Origin of the sequence: Zoogloea oleivorans, from assembly GCF_008107625.1 — a bacterium.
Classification (GTDB): Bacteria; Pseudomonadota; Gammaproteobacteria; order Burkholderiales; family Rhodocyclaceae; genus Zoogloea; species Zoogloea oleivorans.
The window spans coordinates 68,715-85,884 of sequence record NZ_SDKK01000018.1 but is presented as its reverse complement, the minus strand read 5'-3'; the positions used below and the strand labels follow the sequence as shown (position 1 = coordinate 85,884).

Here is a 17,170-nt window from a genome sequence, read left to right as displayed (position 1 = left end):
GTTTTGCATCGACCTGCTAACCTTCACGTCCAACTTGCAGGGCTGGCGAGCGTTGCCGATACATTCGACTTCGGGTGCGCGCGGAGCGTCAGCAGGCGGCGATCCAGGTCTCGGATGAGTCGATCCAGGAGTGTCTGCCGGAACTGCTTTGCAGGGGCCTAACCGCCGGCCAGACGTTTGAGACTGCGGCCTTCATTCTCGGAGGCCTGGCGAAGCGCCAGCCCGGCCCGTTTGGCGATCAGGACCAGCTTGTGCCCGGCCACACACATTAACAGGCGGTTGTCGGTCGGAATGGCAATCGCTTTTCCTGAACTGTGGGAGCCATGTCGCACCGCCGTCATGAGTTGTTTGGTGCGGAATGGGCGCTCCTCGAGCCGCTGTTGCCGGCGGCGACCATGCCCGGTCGGTACTACCTGAACCACCGAACGATCCTCAACGGGATGCTGTTCCACAACGCGACTGGCATCCCTTGGCGCGATCGACAGGTCGCTGGGGTGTATCGACGGCTCGAATGTACGCGCACAAAGCCGTTGCTGACGCGGAAAGATTTTCCCCACTAGGAGCCGACGGACCACGCGCTGGGCCGTAGTCGCGGGTGCTGGGGCACGAAGCTGCATCTGGGGAGCGACGGAGGCGGGCTGCCTCTGACCGTTGAGTGCCGGCCAAGCTCACGAGTCGCTCTTTGCCGAGCCGGTGCTCGATGCCGTCCGAATCGTGCAACCACATGGCTCCCCACGGCGGCGTCCCGAAAGGCTTGGGGGCGACCGAGGTTACTGCTACCGACGCATCCGCAACTGGTTCCATAAGCACCATGTTGGCGCCGTCACTTCCGCACGATCGACGCGACCAGAGGGCGCAGCGGCGCGGCCGGCCGCCCAAATTCGACCTCCATACTGCCGCCGCAACGTCATTGAGCGTTGTGTCAGCTGGCTTAAGGAGGCCCGAGCGGTCGCCACCCGCTTCGAAAAGCTCGCCGTACACTATCTTGGCTGTATCAAGCTCGCCATGATCCGCCGGCATCTGCAGGCCATCTTGTCAAACAGACCCTAAGGCCTTGAGTCCCATGTGGCCCCTGTGAGACAGTGCTACCCTCTCGGCGAAGCTTGGGAAACCGAAACAAGTAGGGCAGATTTTCGATCAAAATCGTCTGTGTTTCGACTTTTTTATGTTTTTGGTGTAAATTTTGGCGACCTTGTGTTAAAAATCCTATTGTTTACATGTGCTTGATAAAATCTGGAACGCTTGTTTCGGCCTGAGTCTGAAAGATAACCCTTCTAATTCGTACTCTTGGAATAAGCGCAACACCCCATTGAAACCCCCGCGTCGCGGGGGTTTTTGTTTTTTCGTGGCGAGAGTGTCCAGGCTATGGTGTGGTCATTTTTGGTTTCATTCCATTGCTCGCCAGTCCCGTTTTACCTTGCAGGAGGGGGCGTTACGCTCCCCGCCTGGACCACTGCAACCCGAACTGCTCCAGGTGTGGGTGGGCCAACATCCGTTACCGCTTTCATGGGCGAAAAGGTGCTTGTTTATTCATTTCGTTTACGTCCGGAGTTCTTGTGCAAGGACTATGTCAAAGTGTGATCGCCTTGCTCAAGCCGCGTTTTGAGCTTGTCGTTGCTGATTGTGTGCGTTTTACTGCCGGGGATGTCTGGGCGAGGATGGGGAGCATCCCGATGGCAACTGGGAATACCGTTCTCCCGCCACCTGCCCTGGCCGCTGGACAGGCTGATGCGCTAGAGCAGCCTGTCTGTCCGGGGTAAGTTTGCCTTTCAGGCTCGCCGCTTATGCGCAGTTTGATATTTACGCCGACTCGCAAGGTCGTTGCCTAGCACGATGGGTGACCGCGATAATGTGAGGGTCGAGCCCAAAGATGTGTGAAAATCACGGCCTAAATCAATGGCTTTAGGCAAAGCGTTGTACAAGATGCTTGATGCGGTTTTTGTGTTTGTCGATTTTTTTGGCATGAAAAACCATGAAAAACAAAGGGTTTTCCCCATTTTTCAGATTTTCACCCCTGGCTCTCATGTATGCGTACCGGTCCTGATAGCACGTTGTCCTGATCGGGGGCATACTCCGAACTCGTCGAATTTCCGTTGTCCCGGGCTACACTAGTCGCACCGTTTTAAACCGTTGTTCTTTAAGTCAGATCGCCCCCATGGCCGCCACGCCCGAATCCCCTGAAAAGGAATATTGCAGCACATCCGAAGCAGCCCAGCGTCTTGGATTGTCTTTGGGTACCGTCCAGCAGATGGTCGAGAACGGCCAGCTTGAGGGCTGGAAGACCGTAGGTGGGCATCGTCGCATCCGCGTCAGTTCCATCGAGGAGTTTCGCGCTCGCTCCATGGCCGGCGGCGGGCATGCACCGGTTCGTCCTGCCGCCAGCAGCCTGCAGGTGCTGGTGGCAGAGGATGATCGCATCCTCCAAAAACTCTACGAGCACACTTTTACTTCCTGGGCCCTGCCGCTGCAGTACCGCATGGTTTCGAGCGGCATCGACGGCCTGCTCGAAATCGGCCGTGTGCCGCCGGATCTGTTGATTACCGACTTGCGCATGCCGGGGATCGACGGGTTCGAAATGATTCGCCGCCTGCGTGCCGATCCCCAGTTGCAGGATCTGGACATCGTGGTGGTCAGCGGCCTGACTGACGACGAGATCGTAGAAAACGGCGGCCTTCCCGCCGATGTCATTCTCTATAGCAAGCCGGTGCCGTTCCGCGAGCTGAAGGGGTATGTCCAGGCCAAGATCATGGCCATGCAGCGGCGCGGCCGCGCCGCCTGAGTTTCTCCGGGCTTCTCCCAGCCCGTTTTCCCCTTTTCACGCATAGCCCCCAGCCCCGTCAGCATCGCCTGCCGGGGAGCGGTGGAGTGTGCGTGAATGGTGGGTAAGACGAAAATCACGTTGTTCGTGATTTTTTGTTGTTTCCTGGATGCCATTCGAGCAATCCGGCACGTAGTGCTCCCCGCCTTTCTTCGTAAAATCTCGTGAAACCGATTGTGCTGTAATCTTATTTTGCGTGTTTGGCATAAAGTGGGAAGTGAGATTTATCAAATCCTCACGGATTTATGCAAATCTGCATTTTTGATTTAGAATTCGTCATAAATGATGATTTGAGTATTTCCTGATGCCGAAATTGATCAGGCAATGAGTGTCATTTCCCGCCTGTTCTCTTTTTGTCGTCACGAAGCACCCCCAAGGAATACAGCCATGTTGTGCAAAGTGCAGGCCCCGCGGTTGCCGTTCGTGACTTGGCAATTCGACGAAACCCTTGAGAAGGACGATTACGTGGGTGATCCCGTTTCCGAGGCAGCCATTACCGGCGCCGCGCTCGTCCGTCACCTGGATGATGTGCGCTTTGCCAGTCTGCGTGCGCTGCGGCAGCTTCTGCGGGCGCTCGACGCGGAGCGGATTGCCATCGGATGCATCACGCCAGATCGTCAGCGCCTGCAGGAAGAACTGGTCTGGGTGAGTGGTTTCGGGCGCTGTGGTGAGTCGGAGCGGGTGCTGTCCTGCGTGGCTTTCGAGGATGAGATTCGCGACTGGCTGGCCTCCAGTGACGATGCAGTCAGCATCGGTATCGATGTGCGCTCGCCGGCCTGGCATGAGCTGCCGTGCGATCAGTTGCTGCTGGTGCGGGCCACACGGCCGGCTCAGGGCGAGGCCTGCATGGTGCTGGCAGCCCAGTTGCGGGGCGGAGTTCGGTTGCCCGAAGGTGCTGCCCATGCCATTTCCATGCTGGTCGGCGAGTACGCCAGCCGGCGCACCCTGATCAGGCCCTGAGCAGGTCGCGGTCGGCTCCTGCCAGCCGGCGCCAGCTTGTCGCCTCTGCGCATGCCAGGCAGCGCAACAAATGAGCCCGGGCGGCCGACAGATGTTTCCGCGCCGTTGCGCTCAGATCTCTTCCCAGTCCAAACTCCTCGCCACGCACGCACAGCACAAAGGCGGGAGGGGCTGCGTGTCCCCGGATATCCACATAGACCTGCAGTACTGTTTCGGGCGGGAGAGCGTGGGAGTTGGGAGGCTGTCCGGCCACCGGATGGATCTCCCTGAAGACGAAAGGCGCCGGCGTGCCCGTTCCGGCGTCGATGAACAAGGCCAGATCCCGGCCATCCAGGTCGAGGGCGTGTTCGATCTGCAACTGAAAGTCGCTGACCAGATGCACATCCGGCAGGGCCAGGGCCTCCAGCTCTGTCATCAGTAGCGGTCCGAGGGCGTCGTCGCCCCGCGATGGATTGCCGGCCGCGAACACCACCAGTGACATGTCGCGTCAGCCTCCGTTGGTGGCCCGGTCGAGCAGGCTGCCGTGCGCGTCCAGCAGTTCCACCGCCAGCGGCATCTTGCCCAGCGCATGTGTGGCGCAGGACAGGCAGGGGTCGAAGGCGCGGATGGCGACTTCGATGTGGTTGAGCAGGCCTTCGGTGAGCTGGCGTCCGTCCAGGTAGCGGCGGGCCACCTGGCGCACGGCCTCGTTCATGGCCTGGTTGTTGTGGGTGGTGGACACGATCAGGTTGCAGTAGCTCACCAGATCGTCGTCGCCGACGCGGTAGTGGTGGATCAGGGTGCCACGCGGTGCCTCGATGATGCCGACACCTTCGCGACCGCGCGGGCCTTCGGCCAGCCTGTCGTCCGACAGCAGGTCCGGGTCGTCGAGCAGGCTGCGGATGACTTCGGCGGCGTGAAGCATCTCGATCATGCGCGCCCAGTGGTAGGCCAGCGGTGCATGGATGGGTTCGCCTTCCCCGTGGGCGATGAAGGCCAGGCGCTCGATCTCGGCCAGCGCGCTGGGGATGAAGTCGCAGTTCTGCACCCGGGCCAGCGGGCCGACCTTGTACCAGCCACGTTCCGGCCCCAGTTCGGTAATGAACGGGAACTTCATGTAGCTCCAGGGTTTGACCTCTTCGACGATATGCGCCTCGTAGTCGGCACAGGCCAGCTTGTCGAGCACGATGTGGCCACGGGCGTCGCGCAGGCGCAGGTGGCCGTCGTAGAGATCCATCGCCCCGTCGGCCCGTACCAGGCTGAACAGGTGGCTGCGGAAGAGGCCGAACTCATCGTAGAAGGAGCCGTTGGTTTCATGGAGGCGGCGGGCCAGATGCACCGCGTCACGGCTCCATTCGATCATCTGGTCGGCGTCCTTCAGCAACTCGTCCCGGTCGGCGACACTGAGGGACTTGTTCACTCCGCCGGGGATCGCTCCGGTGCCGTGCACGCGCTTGCCGGTGGTGATGCGGATGACTTCCTGACCGAACTTGCGCAGCAACACGCCTTGTTTGGCAACCTCGGGGTAGGCCGCGGCGACGCCGACGATGTTGCGCTGCTGGACCGGCGATTCAAAGCCGAAGAGCAGGTCGGGCGAAGCCAGGTGAAAGAAGTGCAGCGCGTGGGACTGGAGGATCTGGCCGTAGTGCATCAGGCGGCGGATCTTCTCGGCGGTGGGCGTGACGGTGAGTGCGCCGACGATCGGGTCGAGAGCCTTGGCGGCGGCCAGGTGATGGCTCACCGGGCAGATGCCGCACAGGCGCTGGACCATCACCGGGACTTCCCAGAAGGGCCGGCCCTGGATGAATTTCTCGAAGCCGCGGAACTCCACGATGTGCAGCCGCGCTTCCTTCACGTGGCCGGCCTCGTCGAGCAGCAGGGTGACCTTGCCGTGGCCTTCGACGCGGGAGACGGGGTCGATGGCGACCCGGCGCAGGTTCTCCCGGTTGGCGGCGGTTTCCAGTTCGAAGCTCATGGTGTGAACCTCAGTCGTAGTGCAACAGGCCGCCGGTCAGCCGCGGGGTGCGGCCGGCGATCAGGTCGGTAAGGAATTTCCAGATCGCCGGGCCCGAGGGCGGACAGCCGGGCAGGAAGTAGTCGATACGCACCACCTCGTGGATCGGCCGCACCTTGTCGAGGGGCAGGGGCAGTTCCGGGTCGTTGGGGATCTGCCCGTTGGCGATGCCGGGGCGAAACTGATAAACCTCGCGCAGGCATTCGGACAGGGGCAGGTGGTTGCGCTGGGCAGGCAGGCCGCCATTCACCGCGCAGGCGCCGAGGGCAATGAGCGTTTTGCAGTTGCGGCGGAATTCGCGCAGCACGTGGACGTTTTCGGCATTGCACACGCCGCCCTCGATGAGGCCGATGTCGCAGGGCCCCACTTCCTTGATGTCGGTGAGCGGCGAGCGGTCGAATTCGATCAGTTCGACCAGTTCGAACAGGTGCTCGTCGATGTCGAGAAAGGACATGTGGCAGCCGAAGCAGCCGGCCAGCGAGGTGGTGGCGACGCGCAGCTTGCGGGCAGGAGCGGGGCTCATGACGAGGACTCCTTGAGCTTCTTGCTGCGGATCGTCGCGTTGTCGTAGGTGCGCTCGCCGATGGGCACAGCGAAGCCTTCGCGCTTGTGCAGGATCACGCCGACCGGGCAGATATTGGCGGCCAGGTCGTCCTTCGCAAAGTCGGTGTCGGCCAGCCGGCCGGATTCCGCATTGACTACCAAATGCTTGTCGATGCCGCGGCCGGTGAGGGCGAACACCGACTTGCCGTCCACGTCGCGGCTGGCGCGCACGCACAGTTCGCAGAAGATGCAGCGGTTGAAGTCGAGCAGCACGTCCGGGTGGGAGGCGTCCACCGGGCGGTCGGGGTAGAAATGGCGGAAGCGCGAGGTGAGCATCTCGTACTCGTAGCCCAGCGCCTGCAGTTCGCAGTTGCCGCTTTTTTCGCAGGAGGGGCAGAAGTGGTTGCCTTCGACGAACAGCATCTGCAGCAGGCCGCGGCGTTCGCCGTTCATCTCCGGGCTGTTGCTTTCCACTTCCCAGCCTTCCTTGGCCGGGGTGGCGCAGGCCGACACGTGGCGGCCGGCAGCCTTGACGATGCACAGCTTGCAGCTGCCGTGGGGGGCGAAATCCTTGTGCCAGCACAGGCTGGGAATGTAGTGGCCGGCGATGCGGGCGGCTTCGAGAATGGTCTGGCCGTCTTCGAAGGGCACGGGCTGGCCGTCGAGGAGAAACTGCTTGGTCATTTCTCTTCCTCCTCATGGGTCTTGAGGTGCGCGCCGGGGTCGTCCCGGGCGGTGAGCTGGCGGGCTTCGGCGAGGGCGGCGTCGAGGTCGAAGGCCGGCTCGAAGTCCAGCGACACCAGGCGCCGCTCGTAGGCCGGTCGGAATTTCTGCAGGGTGTCGATGACCGGGTTCGGTGCAGCGCTGCCGAGGCCGCAGTGGCTGGCATTTTTCAGCAGGCGGTCGAGCCAGTCGATGTCGTTGAGATCGGCCTTGGCGCCGTGGCCGTCGGCCAGTTTGTCCATGAAGCCCTTCAGTAGTGCGGTGCCGACCCGGCACGGCGTGCAGAAACCGCAGCTTTCGTGGGCGAAGAAGTGCACGAAGGCACGGGCCACGTCGAACAGATCACGGGTGCCGTCGAAGATCATGAAGGCGCCGGCGGTGGGCACGTCTTCATAGGCAATGCGGCGCTGGAACTCGTAGCTGGCCAGGCACATGCCGGATGCGCCGCCGACCTGCACGGCCTGGGTGTCGCTGGCCCCGCAGTCTTCGAGGATGCGGGCGATGGGCACGCCGAAGGGGTATTCGTAGATGCCTGGCGCAGCGCAGTCGCCGGAGATCGACAGCAGCTTGGTGCCGGCCGATTGCGCGGTGCCGGTGGCGGCAAAGGCTTCGCCGCCTTCGAGGGCGACGAGGCAGGTCTTGGCCAGGGTTTCGACGTTGTTGACGACAGTCGGCCGGCCCAGGTAGCCCTTGATCACCGGGAAGGGCGGGCGGATGCGCGGGGTGCCGCGCTTGCCTTCGAGGGATTCGAGTAGCGCGGTTTCCTCGCCGCATACATAGGCGCCGGCGCCCAGGTGGATCTGGATGTCGAAATCGAAACCCGGCTGTCCGAGGATGGACGTGCCGAGGAGGCCGGCTTGCCGGCGGCTGGCCAGTACGGCTTCGAGTTGGGGGCGCAAGTAGTGGTATTCGCCGCGCAGGTAGAGAAAGCCTTCGGTGGCGCTCACCGCCCAGGCGGCCAGCGCCATGCCTTCGAAGACGAGGTCGGCAAAGCTGTTGAGGAGCACCCGGTCTTTGAAGGTGCCGGGCTCGCCTTCGTCGGCGTTGCAGACGATCACCTTCTGCGCGCCCGGCGCATTGCGGGCACTGGCCCATTTCACTGCGGTGGCAAAGCCGGCGCCGCCGCGGCCGCGCAGGTTGGAGGCCTGCATCTCGGCCAGCCAGCCGTCGCGGCCGCGGGCGATGGCGGCGGTGAGGGCCGCGCCCGGCGGCATGTCCAGATCGAGCAGGGCGTCGCGGCGGCGAATGTTGTCGTCGATGCGGAAGTATTCGGCCGGCCACAGATCAAGGGGGCGCTGCTGGCGGATCAGTTCGGCGATCTCGTTGATGCGCCGGTGGTTGAGCTGGCCAATGGCCCGCCCGTTGACCAGCATCGCCGGGCCCTGGTCGCACAGGCCGGTGCAGGATGTGGTGGTGACGCTGACCAGTCCGTCTTCCGACAGCTTGCCGGGCTCGATCCACAGCTTGCGGCACAGGGCGTCGAGCAACTCGGCGTTGCCGAGCATGCGGTCGGTGATGTTGTCGGAGAACAGCACGCGGTAGCGGCCCACCGGGCGGGTGTAGAGAAAACTGTAAAAGCCGGCGACACCTTCGACTCGGGCCCGGGGGATGTGCAGTGCCGCGGCGATGCGGGTGAGGCTTGGAGCGGGCAGCCAGCCTTCGATTTGCTGGGCGTCGATGAGGATCTGCAGGAGCCGCGTCGGGTCGTGGCTGTGCCGCTGCAGGATGTCGTCGAGGGTGACGAGGGGAACGGACGGGAGAGCGCTCACAAGAACCTCCGGCTGCAGGACGCAACGCGTTCAGTATGCGCGCCGGGCAGCCGGATTTCTTGCGTTAGATCAGGAAACTACGGCGCGGCGGAGGCGCTCCAGCGCTTGTTCCAGACGGGTGGCCGGGCAGCCGAAATTGAGCCGCACGAAGCCGGGCAGGCCGAAGTCCTTGCCATCCGACATTCCGACGCCCGCGGCTTCGAAGAAGGCGGAGGCATTGGCGATGCCGCGTGCGGCGATGAATTCGCGGCAGTCGATCCAGGCCAGGTAGGTGGCTTCGACCGGCACGGTGGACAGACCGGGAATGGCATTGATGGCTTCGACGACCCGGGCGGCGTTGCTGCGCAGGGTGTCGAGCAGGGCTTGGCGCCACGGCCCGCAGTCGCGGTAGGCGATCTCGGTGGCGGTTTGGCCGAGCACGTTTACATGCGGCACGATGCCGGCCATGGCGCGCTTGTAGCGGGCGCGCAGGGCCGCGTCGGGAATGATCGCGAAGGCGCAGTAGAGGGCCGGGATATTCCAGGTCTTGGACGGGGCCATCAGCGTGATGCTGCGGCGGGCGACGGCTTCGTCCAGCGCCGCGATGGGGATGTGCGGCGTGGCCGGGTCGAGGACGAGGCCACAGTGGATCTCGTCGGAGCAGATGACCAGGTCGTGGCGTTCGGCGAGTTCGGCGATGCGGGTCAGCTCATCCCGGTCGAAGACGCGCCCCACCGGGTTGTGCGGGTTGCACAGCATGAACAGGCGCACGTTTTCGGCGAGGGCTGCTTCGGTGGCGTTCCAGTCCCATTCCCAGCGCTGGCCGTGCAGCACCAGCGGCGTGGTGACCAGGCGCTGCTCGAAATTGGCCGGCGCATGCAGGAAGGGCGGGTAGACCGGCGTCGAGGTGAACACCCCGTCGCCGGGCTGGCCGACGGCCCGCACTGCGACGTTGAAACCGGTGACGACGCCGGGCAGCCACACCAGCCAGTCGGGCTGGATGCGCCAGGCGTGGTCGCGGGCGATGCCTTCGATGACCGCCTCCAGCAGCGACGGCCAGGCGTCGGCATAGCCGAACACGCCGTGATCGATGCGTGCGTGGAGTGCCTCCAGCACCGCCGGCGGTGCGGCGAAATCCATGTCGGCGACCCACATGGGAATCACGTCGCGGCCGGCGTAGCGGCGCCACTTGATGCTGTCTGAGCCGGCGCGGTCGGGGGCGGTGCTGAAATCGAAGGTCGTCAAATCAAACTTCCAGATGTTGGTAGAGCACGGTGGACAGGTAGCGTTCGCCGAAGGACGGGATGATCACGACGACCAGCTTGCCGGCGTTCTCGGGCCGTTCGGCCACCTGCAGGGCGGCCCACACAGCGGCACCGGAGGAAATCCCGACCAGCAGGCCTTCGTCCGTGGCCAGCTTGCGGGCGGTGTCGAGGGCGGCGTCGTTGGGCACTTGAACGATCTCGTCGTAGACGCTGGTGTTGAGGATGGCCGGCACGAAGCCGGCGCCGATGCCCTGGATCGGGTGGGGGCCGCGGGCGCCGCCGGACAGCACCGGGCTGGCGGCGGGTTCGACGGCGATGATCTTGACGCCCGGACGGCGTTCCTTGAGCACTTCGCCGACGCCGGTGATGGTGCCACCGGTGCCGATGCCCGACACGAAGATGTCCACCTGACCATCGGTGTCGGCCCAGATCTCCTCGGCGGTGGTCTTGCGGTGAATGGCCGGGTTGGCGGGATTATCGAACTGCTGGGGGATGAAGTAGCGGCTGTCGGCGGCGGCCAGTTCGTTGGCTTTCTTGATGGCGCCGGGCATGCCTTCCGGCCCCGGGGTGAGGATCAGGTCGGCGCCGTAGGCCTTGAGCAGCAGCTTGCGTTCGCGGCTCATGGTCTCGGGCATCACGAAGGCGCATTTGTAGCCGCGGGCGGCGCACACCATGGCCAGGCCGATGCCGGTGTTGCCCGAGGTGGGCTCGAGGATGATGGTGTCGGGCTTGATGTGGCCGGCGGCTTCGGCAGCGTCGAGCATGGCGGCGGCGATACGGTCCTTCACGCTGTGGGCCGGGTTGAAGAACTCCAGCTTGAGGGCGAGGGTGGCGCCGTTGGCCGGGGCCATCTTGTTGAGTTTGACCAGCGGGGTGTGGCCGATCAGTTCGGCGACGTTGTTGGCGATACGCATGGCGACTTTCCTTCCCACGAAATTGGCACTAATTGATTTTAGTGCGAACCAAAGTCATTAAATACTCCAAAAACGAATATTCAAGGCGATTGTGTGAAGCTTTCACAGTTCGGCAGGATTCACTGCTTTTTGTAGAAAGGATCGTCGCCTCACAGCTTGCGAATTTTCTCCAGCAACGCGGTGGTTGAGCGGAGGTGTTCGAACGGGATCGAATGCACGCTGCCGCCACGGGCGAGGGTTTCCGGTGCGCCGACGATGCTTTCCGGCGCCCAGTCGCCGCCCTTGACCAGCACGTCGGGCTCACATTCGAGGATGCGGGCGATGGGCGTGTCTTCGTCGAACCAGGTGACCAGATCGACACAGCCGAGGGCTGCCATGACCGCCAGGCGGTCGTTCAGGGTGTTGATCGGGCGGTCGTCGCCCTTGCCCTGGCGACGCACCGAGTCGTCGCTGTTGAGGGCCACCACCATTGCGGCACCCAGCGCCCGGGCCTGGCCCAGGTAGGTGACGTGGCCGCGATGCAGTATGTCGAAGCAGCCGTTGGTGAATACCAGCGGGCGGGGCAGGCTGGCGATGCGCTGGCGCAGTTCGTCGGGCGGGCAAATCTTGGTTTCGAAAGCGGGAGCGGGGTACATGGGCGTTGGCGTGAAAGGCGGAGAGTCGGGATTCTAGTGGTGGTTGCCGTAACCGGCGATACCGATCATCAGGCGTACCAGGCCGTAGGCGGCCCAGTTGATCAGGCGCTGCAGGCGGGGTGCGCGCTGCCAGGTGTCGGCGAGGATTTCGCGGCTGCCTTCGTCGATGGCCCGCGAGAGGTGTTGGCGGAGTTCGCCGGCAAAGGCTTTGTCGCGCACCACCACGTTGGCCTCGCGGGCGAGGAGCAGGCTGAAAGGATCGATGTTGCTGGAGCCGACGGTCGCCCAGCGCTCGTCGATGACGGCCACCTTGGCGTGCAGGTAGCTGCGGTGATATTCGATGATGCGGACTCCCGCACTGAGCAACTGGCCGTAGAGGGCTCGCGTGGCGCGCTGCTGCAGCGGGTGGTCGGCCAGCCCCTGGACGAGGAGGGTGATGCGCACACCGCGCCGGGAGGCGGCCAGAAGTGCCTGGCGGAAGCGTCGGCCGGGCAGGAAATAGGCGTTGGCGAGAATGATCTCGCGTCGTGCGCCGGCGATGCCGAGCAGGTAGGCATCCTCGATGTCGCGCCGGTGGCGGATGTTGTCGCGGATCAGGAAGCCGGCTTCCACGTTGCCGCAGGGCTCGGTCAGGGTGGGGGGGCCGTTGTGCAGGCGCAGGCGCTGGCGAAAGGAGGCCCAGGCGACCAGTTCCCAGACCCGCCGGACGCTGGCGTGGATCGGGGCGAGCAACGGGCCTTCAATCCGCACGGCGTAATCGTGGCGCGGGGCTTCGAGTGCGGGCGCTTCGAAATCGCTGACGATGTTGATGCCGCCGACGAAGGCGATGCGCCCGTCGATGACCGCCAGTTTGCGGTGCAGGCGGCGCAAGCGGCGACGCCGCAGGGACATGAGACCCACTTCGCGGCGGTAGATCAGTACATTGACACCGTCGGCGATGAGTCCGTCCATCAGTTCGGCAACGAACTCCCGGCCGCCGAATCCATCCACCAGCAGGTGCACCTTGACCCCCCGGCGGGCCGCCCGGCTCAGGGTTGCCGCGATGAGCAGGCCGGTCTCGTCCCGGTCGAAAATGTAGCTTTCGAGGAAGACTTCTGTGGTGGCTCCGTCGATGGCCGTCTGCAGGGCCGGGAAGAATTCGGTCCCGTTTTCCAGCAGAGTCAGGGCGTTGCCACGCAGCCAGGTGATGCTCATGCGCCTGGCCCGGTCTCAGGAGGTGCGCAACTGTGCGGTGAGGGGGGCATGGTCGGAGATCTGGCTCCACGGTGTGCCGCAGTGCACTTCGGCCTTGTCGACGGAGAAGCCGCGCACGTAGATACGGTCGAGGCGCAGGACCGGTAATGTGCTTGGAAAACTGCGTGCCGGGCGGCCGCGGAAGGTGGTGAATACCTCGCTGACGCCAAGTTGTTCGGTCAGGCAGTCGTCGGCGTGGTTGCGCCAGTCGTTGAAGTCGCCGGCGATGATCAGCGGGGCGCCGTCAGGAGCAAGTTCGTCCATGCGCTTGACGAGGGCCGCCATTTGCCGGCGCCGGCTGCCGGCCGTGAGGCCGAGGTGTACGCACACGCAATGAACTGGGCGATCTAGCTCGGCGATGCGGATCTCGCAGTGGAGCAGGCCGCGGCTTTCGAAGCGATGATCGGAAACGTCCTGGTTGGCCTGAGTGAGGATCGGGTGGCGGCTGAGGATGGCGTTGCCGTGGTGGCCGTGGTCATAGATCGCGTTGCTGCCGTAGGCGCTTTGCTGCCACATGTCGCGGGCCAGAAATTCATGCTGGGGCTGGCCGGGCCAGTCGGCGTGGCGCTGGGCATGGCGCAGGTGCATACCCTGAACTTCCTGCAGAAATACCACATCGGCGCCGAGCAGGCGCAGGCGGTCGCGCAGGTCGTGGATGGCGAGACGCCGGTTGAACTGGGAAAAACCCTTGTGGATATTGTAGGTACAGATGCGCAGGGTGCTCATCACGGCTCCTTTTTGTTCATTCTGCGCCCATCGGATTACCAGCGCACGTTGCATTGCCCATGAAAAACGGCGCCCGCAGGCGCCGTCTTGAGCTGCAAGCGCAATGGCTTCAGGAAACTGCGAGCATGCGTTCGAGGGCGACCTTGGCCAGCGCGGCTTCGTGCTCGGGTACGGTGATGCGATTGACCACCTTGCCGTCGGCCAGGTTCTCGAGGGTCCAGGCCAGGTGCTGCGGGTCGATGCGCTGCATCGTCGAGCACATGCACACGGTGGGCGACATGAACTGGACGATCTTGCCCTCGGCCTTCACTTCCTCGGCAAGGCGGTTTACCAGGTTCAGTTCGGTGCCGACCAGCCAGCGAGTGCCCGGCGCAGAGGCCTTGATGACGTTGATGATGTACTCGGTGGAGCCCACGTAGTCAGACTGGCGACACACTTCGAGGGCACTTTCCGGGTGGGACACGACCAGCCCGTCCGGGTACTGGTTACGGAACTTGATGATGTGCGCCGGCTGGAACATCTGGTGCACCGAGCAGTGGCCCTTCCACAGGATGACTTTGGCCTGTTTGATCTGCTCGACGCTGAGGCCGCCGTATTCGAGGTCGGGGTCCCACACGACCATCTCGTCCAGCGGAATGCCTTTCTTGAAACCGGTCCAGCGGCCCAGGTGCTGGTCGGGGAAGAACAGCACCTTCTCGCGTTGGGCGAAGGCCCAGTCGAGGATGGTCGGGGCGTTGGTGGAGGTGCAAACGATGCCGCCGTGCTCGCCGCAGAAGGCTTTGAGGTCGGCCGCGGAGTTGATGTAGGTGACCGGGGTGATCAGCGCATCCGGCGTTTCGAGCACTTCGGTGAGTTCGCGCCAGCAGCGCTCGACCTTGGCCAGGTTGGCCATGTCGGCCATCGAACAGCCGGCGGCCAGGTCGGGCAGGATGGCCTGCTGGTGTGGCTTGGACATGATGTCCGCCACTTCGGCCATGAAGTGCACGCCGCAGAAGACAATGAACTCGGCGCTGGTATCGGCGGCGAGGCGCGACAGTTTGAGGGAGTCGCCGGTGATGTCGGCGTATTGATAAACGTCGGCGCGCTGGTAATGGTGGCACAGCAGCACGGCCCGCTCGCCGAGGCGTGCGCGGGCGGCGCGGATGCGCGCGTGGGCATCTGCGTCGGCGAGGGTGTTGAAACGATCGAAACTGATGGGGGCAGCTTGCATCTCTGGGGTGTCCTGTGGTTCAGCCCTGGGTCCACGGAAGTCCGGCCTGGCGCCAGCCTCCGACCTTGTTGCGGTGCCCGTTGGCGTCCTTGTCGCCTTCGAAGCCTTCCAGGATGTTGTAGGCATTGGTGAAGCCCGAGTTGGCCGCAAGGGTTGCGCCGGCATTGGAGCGGGCACCGCTGCGGCACAGGAACATCACCAGCGCTTCCGGATCGACCTGGCGCTTGAATTGGGCCAGGAAATGCGGATTCGGTTCATTTCCGGGGTACAGCATCCACTCGATTTCGATCGCGCCGGGGACGCGACCGACCCAGTCCCATTCGGCACGGGTGCGCACATCCACCAGCCTGGAGCCGGGGGCGAGCTGCAATACGTCCCACGCTTCCCGCGGCGTCAGGGCTCCAGCGTAGGGCAGGTTCATGCTCCGGGCGCGCTCTTGTGCAAGGGCGAGGGTTTCGCTTAATTTTCCCATGGCGTACCTCCGGCTAGAATGGCGGGTCAGCGAGTATACCTCCGACCCTCCGGGCCGCAAGTCATGTCTTTTGAGACGCATCTTTGCGGCTGCTCATGCTGACTCTGCGAGGCGGGAAAAAGCCTTCGATGACGTGTCAGGGTGCGTGTTGGTGCATCTGCGCACTGGGCGCGAATCGTCTTGTTATCTTGTCTTGCACCAAAATAGTGCCTTGTTTGTGTGGCCGCTCTTTTTTGGTGCGTAAAATTTCCGAATCGCCGACGATAAGCCTTGTGGCACAATGAGGTGTTTTCTTTTGCGCGCTGGCATGTTTGCTGCTTGCTTGTCCCGCAGACTGATTGTCGTAACCGTTTATTTATCCACTGCGCAGCAGCGTCAACCCGTTAGGAGTGAGTTTATATGACCCCGCAAGACGTCATGAAGATCGTCCAGGAAAACGAAGTCAAGTTCGTCGACTTCCGTTTTACCGATACCAAGGGCAAGGAGCACCACGTTGGCGTGCCGGTCAGCGCTTTCGATGAAGACAAGTTCGAAAGCGGCCATGCCTTTGACGGTTCCTCGATCGCCGGCTGGAAGGGTATCCAGGCTTCCGACATGCTGCTGATGCCGGATCCCAATACCGCCTACATCGATCCGTTCTTCGACGAAACCACGCTGGTCCTGAGCTGTGACGTGATCGACCCGGCCGATGGCAAGGGTTACGACCGTGATCCGCGCTCCATCGCCAACCGCGCCGAGGCTTACCTCAAGTCCTCCGGCATTGGCGACACCGCCTTCTTTGGCCCGGAACCCGAATTTTTCATCTTCGACTCCGTCGAGTGGAAGATCGGCATGTCCGGCGCTTACCACAAGATCTTCTCCGAAGAAGCTGCCTGGTCGTCCGACCAGAAGTTCGAGGGTGGCAACACCGGCTACCGTCCGGCTGTGAAGGGTGGCTACTTCCCGGTTCCCCCGGTTGATTCCTTCAACGACATGCGTGCCGCCATGTGTCTGGCTCTCGAAGCCTGCGGCGTGCCGGTTGAAGTGCATCACCACGAAGTGGCGACTGCCGGTCAGAACGAAATCGGCACCAAGTTCGACACCCTGGTGCGTCGTGCCGACCAGACCCAGATCCTGAAGTACATCGTCCAGAACGTTGCGCACCAGTACGGCAAGACCGCGACTTTCATGCCGAAGCCCATCGTTGGCGACAACGGTTCCGGCATGCACGTGCACCAGTCGATCTGGAAAGACGGCAAGAACCTGTTCGCCGGCAACGGCTACGCTGGCCTGTCTGAAACCGCCCTGTTCTACATCGGCGGCATCATCAAGCACGCCAAGGCCCTGAACGCCATCACCAATCCGCTGACCAACTCCTACAAGCGTCTGGTTCCGCACTACGAAGCACCGGTCAAGCTGGCTTACTCCGCCAAGAACCGTTCCGCTTCCATTCGCATCCCGTTCGTGAATAGCGAAAAGGCTCGCCGGATTGAAACCCGCTTCCCGGATCCGGGCGCCAACCCCTACCTGTGCTTCGCTGCACTGATGATGGCTGGTCTCGACGGCATCCAGAACAAGATTCACCCGGGCGATCCCGCCGACAAGAACCTCTACGACCTGCCGCCGGAAGAAGATGCACTCATCCCGACCGTCTGCTCCAGCCTCGAGGAAGCCCTGGCTGCCCTCGACAAGGATCGTGAGTTCCTGACCCGTGGTGGTGTGTTCAGCAACGATTTCATCGACTCCTTCATCGCCCTCAAGCAGGACGATGTAAACCGTCTGCGCATCGAAGTGCACCCGGTCGAGTTCGAGATGTACTACGCCATCTGATCGTTCCGATCAGGGCCGGTCAGCTTGCTGGCCGGTTCGTGCGTTACCCAAGGACGGGCTCAGGCCCGTCCTTTTGTTTTTCCGTCGGGTGTTTGTGTTTGTCTGATCCGGCCCCTACACT

Annotated in this window: 18 protein-coding genes; 5 read left to right on the top strand and 13 right to left on the bottom strand. The window is 63.2% G+C overall.

The window, feature by feature from the left end; genetic code table 11:
* Positions 1 to 158: 158 nt before the first annotated feature.
* Positions 159 to 452: a hypothetical protein gene (locus tag ETQ85_RS27470; RefSeq protein WP_425473144.1), complete on the bottom strand. Its 294-nt coding sequence runs from the start codon at positions 450 to 452 to the stop codon at positions 159 to 161.
* Here ETQ85_RS27470 and ETQ85_RS27465 point away from each other — a divergent pair.
* The 4 genes from ETQ85_RS27465 (at position 396) to ETQ85_RS18300 (ending at position 3,778) form a co-directional block, all read left to right on the top strand.
* Entirely contained in the window at positions 396 to 560 is a 165-nt protein-coding gene (locus tag ETQ85_RS27465) for a hypothetical protein (RefSeq protein WP_425473143.1), read from the top strand. The genes ETQ85_RS27470 and ETQ85_RS27465 overlap by 57 nt on opposite strands.
* A gap of 91 nt (positions 561 to 651) precedes the next feature.
* Positions 652 to 1,050: a transposase gene (locus tag ETQ85_RS27460; RefSeq protein WP_148580527.1), complete on the top strand. Its 399-nt coding sequence runs from the start codon at positions 652 to 654 to the stop codon at positions 1,048 to 1,050.
* A gap of 1,105 nt (positions 1,051 to 2,155) precedes the next feature.
* Positions 2,156 to 2,779: a response regulator gene (locus tag ETQ85_RS18305; RefSeq protein ID WP_148580526.1), complete on the top strand. Its 624-nt coding sequence runs from the start codon at positions 2,156 to 2,158 to the stop codon at positions 2,777 to 2,779.
* A gap of 426 nt (positions 2,780 to 3,205) precedes the next feature.
* Complete coding sequence (locus ETQ85_RS18300; RefSeq protein WP_148580525.1) at positions 3,206 to 3,778, top strand: hypothetical protein; 573 nt, start codon at positions 3,206 to 3,208, stop codon at positions 3,776 to 3,778.
* Here ETQ85_RS18300 and ETQ85_RS18295 read toward each other — a convergent pair.
* The 12 genes from ETQ85_RS18295 to ETQ85_RS18240 form a co-directional block, all read right to left on the bottom strand.
* Positions 3,768 to 4,259, bottom strand: a complete 492-nt coding sequence (locus tag ETQ85_RS18295; protein ID WP_148580524.1) for a hydrogenase maturation protease — start codon at positions 4,257 to 4,259, stop codon at positions 3,768 to 3,770. The two genes, ETQ85_RS18300 and ETQ85_RS18295, sit on opposite strands and share 11 nt — an antisense overlap.
* Positions 4,260 to 4,265: 6 nt before the next feature.
* The gene (locus ETQ85_RS18290; RefSeq protein WP_148580523.1) at positions 4,266 to 5,732 is read right to left on the bottom strand and encodes a Ni/Fe hydrogenase subunit alpha; all 1,467 of its coding nucleotides are present in this window, start codon (positions 5,730 to 5,732) and stop codon (positions 4,266 to 4,268) included.
* Between the two features lie 10 nt (positions 5,733 to 5,742).
* Entirely contained in the window at positions 5,743 to 6,294 is a 552-nt protein-coding gene (locus ETQ85_RS18285; protein ID WP_148580522.1) for an NADH-quinone oxidoreductase subunit B family protein, read from the bottom strand.
* Positions 6,291 to 6,998, bottom strand: a complete 708-nt coding sequence (locus ETQ85_RS18280; RefSeq protein WP_148580521.1) for a 2Fe-2S iron-sulfur cluster-binding protein — start codon at positions 6,996 to 6,998, stop codon at positions 6,291 to 6,293. The genes ETQ85_RS18285 and ETQ85_RS18280 overlap by 4 nt, the downstream gene beginning before the upstream one ends.
* Positions 6,995 to 8,806 (bottom strand): NAD(P)H-dependent oxidoreductase subunit E, encoded by a 1,812-nt coding sequence (locus ETQ85_RS18275; RefSeq protein WP_222862204.1) that lies wholly within the window; start codon positions 8,804 to 8,806, stop codon positions 6,995 to 6,997. Before ETQ85_RS18275 ends, ETQ85_RS18280 begins: the two co-directional genes overlap by 4 nt.
* A 69-nt stretch (positions 8,807 to 8,875) precedes the next feature.
* Positions 8,876 to 10,030: a MalY/PatB family protein gene (locus ETQ85_RS18270; RefSeq protein WP_148580519.1), complete on the bottom strand. Its 1,155-nt coding sequence runs from the start codon at positions 10,028 to 10,030 to the stop codon at positions 8,876 to 8,878.
* A 1-nt stretch (position 10,031) separates the two neighbouring features.
* A complete protein-coding gene (gene cysK, locus ETQ85_RS18265) occupies positions 10,032 to 10,964 on the bottom strand; it encodes a cysteine synthase A (RefSeq protein ID WP_148580518.1) in 933 nt (310 codons plus the stop codon).
* A gap of 149 nt (positions 10,965 to 11,113) precedes the next feature.
* Complete coding sequence (locus ETQ85_RS18260) at positions 11,114 to 11,599, bottom strand: adenylyltransferase/cytidyltransferase family protein (RefSeq protein WP_148580517.1); 486 nt, start codon at positions 11,597 to 11,599, stop codon at positions 11,114 to 11,116.
* Positions 11,600 to 11,632: 33 nt separating this feature from the next.
* The gene (clsB, locus tag ETQ85_RS18255; protein ID WP_187394760.1) at positions 11,633 to 12,793 is read right to left on the bottom strand and encodes a cardiolipin synthase ClsB; all 1,161 of its coding nucleotides are present in this window, start codon (positions 12,791 to 12,793) and stop codon (positions 11,633 to 11,635) included.
* 15 nt (positions 12,794 to 12,808) lie between these two features.
* The gene (locus ETQ85_RS18250) at positions 12,809 to 13,558 is read right to left on the bottom strand and encodes an endonuclease/exonuclease/phosphatase family protein (protein ID WP_148580516.1); all 750 of its coding nucleotides are present in this window, start codon (positions 13,556 to 13,558) and stop codon (positions 12,809 to 12,811) included.
* 109 nt (positions 13,559 to 13,667) lie between these two features.
* Positions 13,668 to 14,768 carry a quinolinate synthase NadA gene (gene nadA, locus ETQ85_RS18245; RefSeq protein ID WP_148580515.1) on the bottom strand — a complete coding sequence of 367 codons (1,101 nt, stop codon included), beginning with the start codon at positions 14,766 to 14,768 and terminating at the stop codon, positions 13,668 to 13,670.
* A 19-nt stretch (positions 14,769 to 14,787) separates the two neighbouring features.
* On the bottom strand, positions 14,788 to 15,240 hold the full coding sequence (locus tag ETQ85_RS18240; protein WP_148580514.1) for a rhodanese-like domain-containing protein: 453 nt from the start codon (positions 15,238 to 15,240) through the stop codon (positions 14,788 to 14,790).
* Positions 15,241 to 15,639: 399 nt separating this feature from the next.
* Between ETQ85_RS18240 and glnA the strand changes: the two genes are divergently transcribed.
* A complete protein-coding gene (gene glnA, locus ETQ85_RS18235) occupies positions 15,640 to 17,049 on the top strand; it encodes a type I glutamate--ammonia ligase (RefSeq protein WP_148580513.1) in 1,410 nt (469 codons plus the stop codon).
* Positions 17,050 to 17,170: the final 121 nt, after the last annotated feature.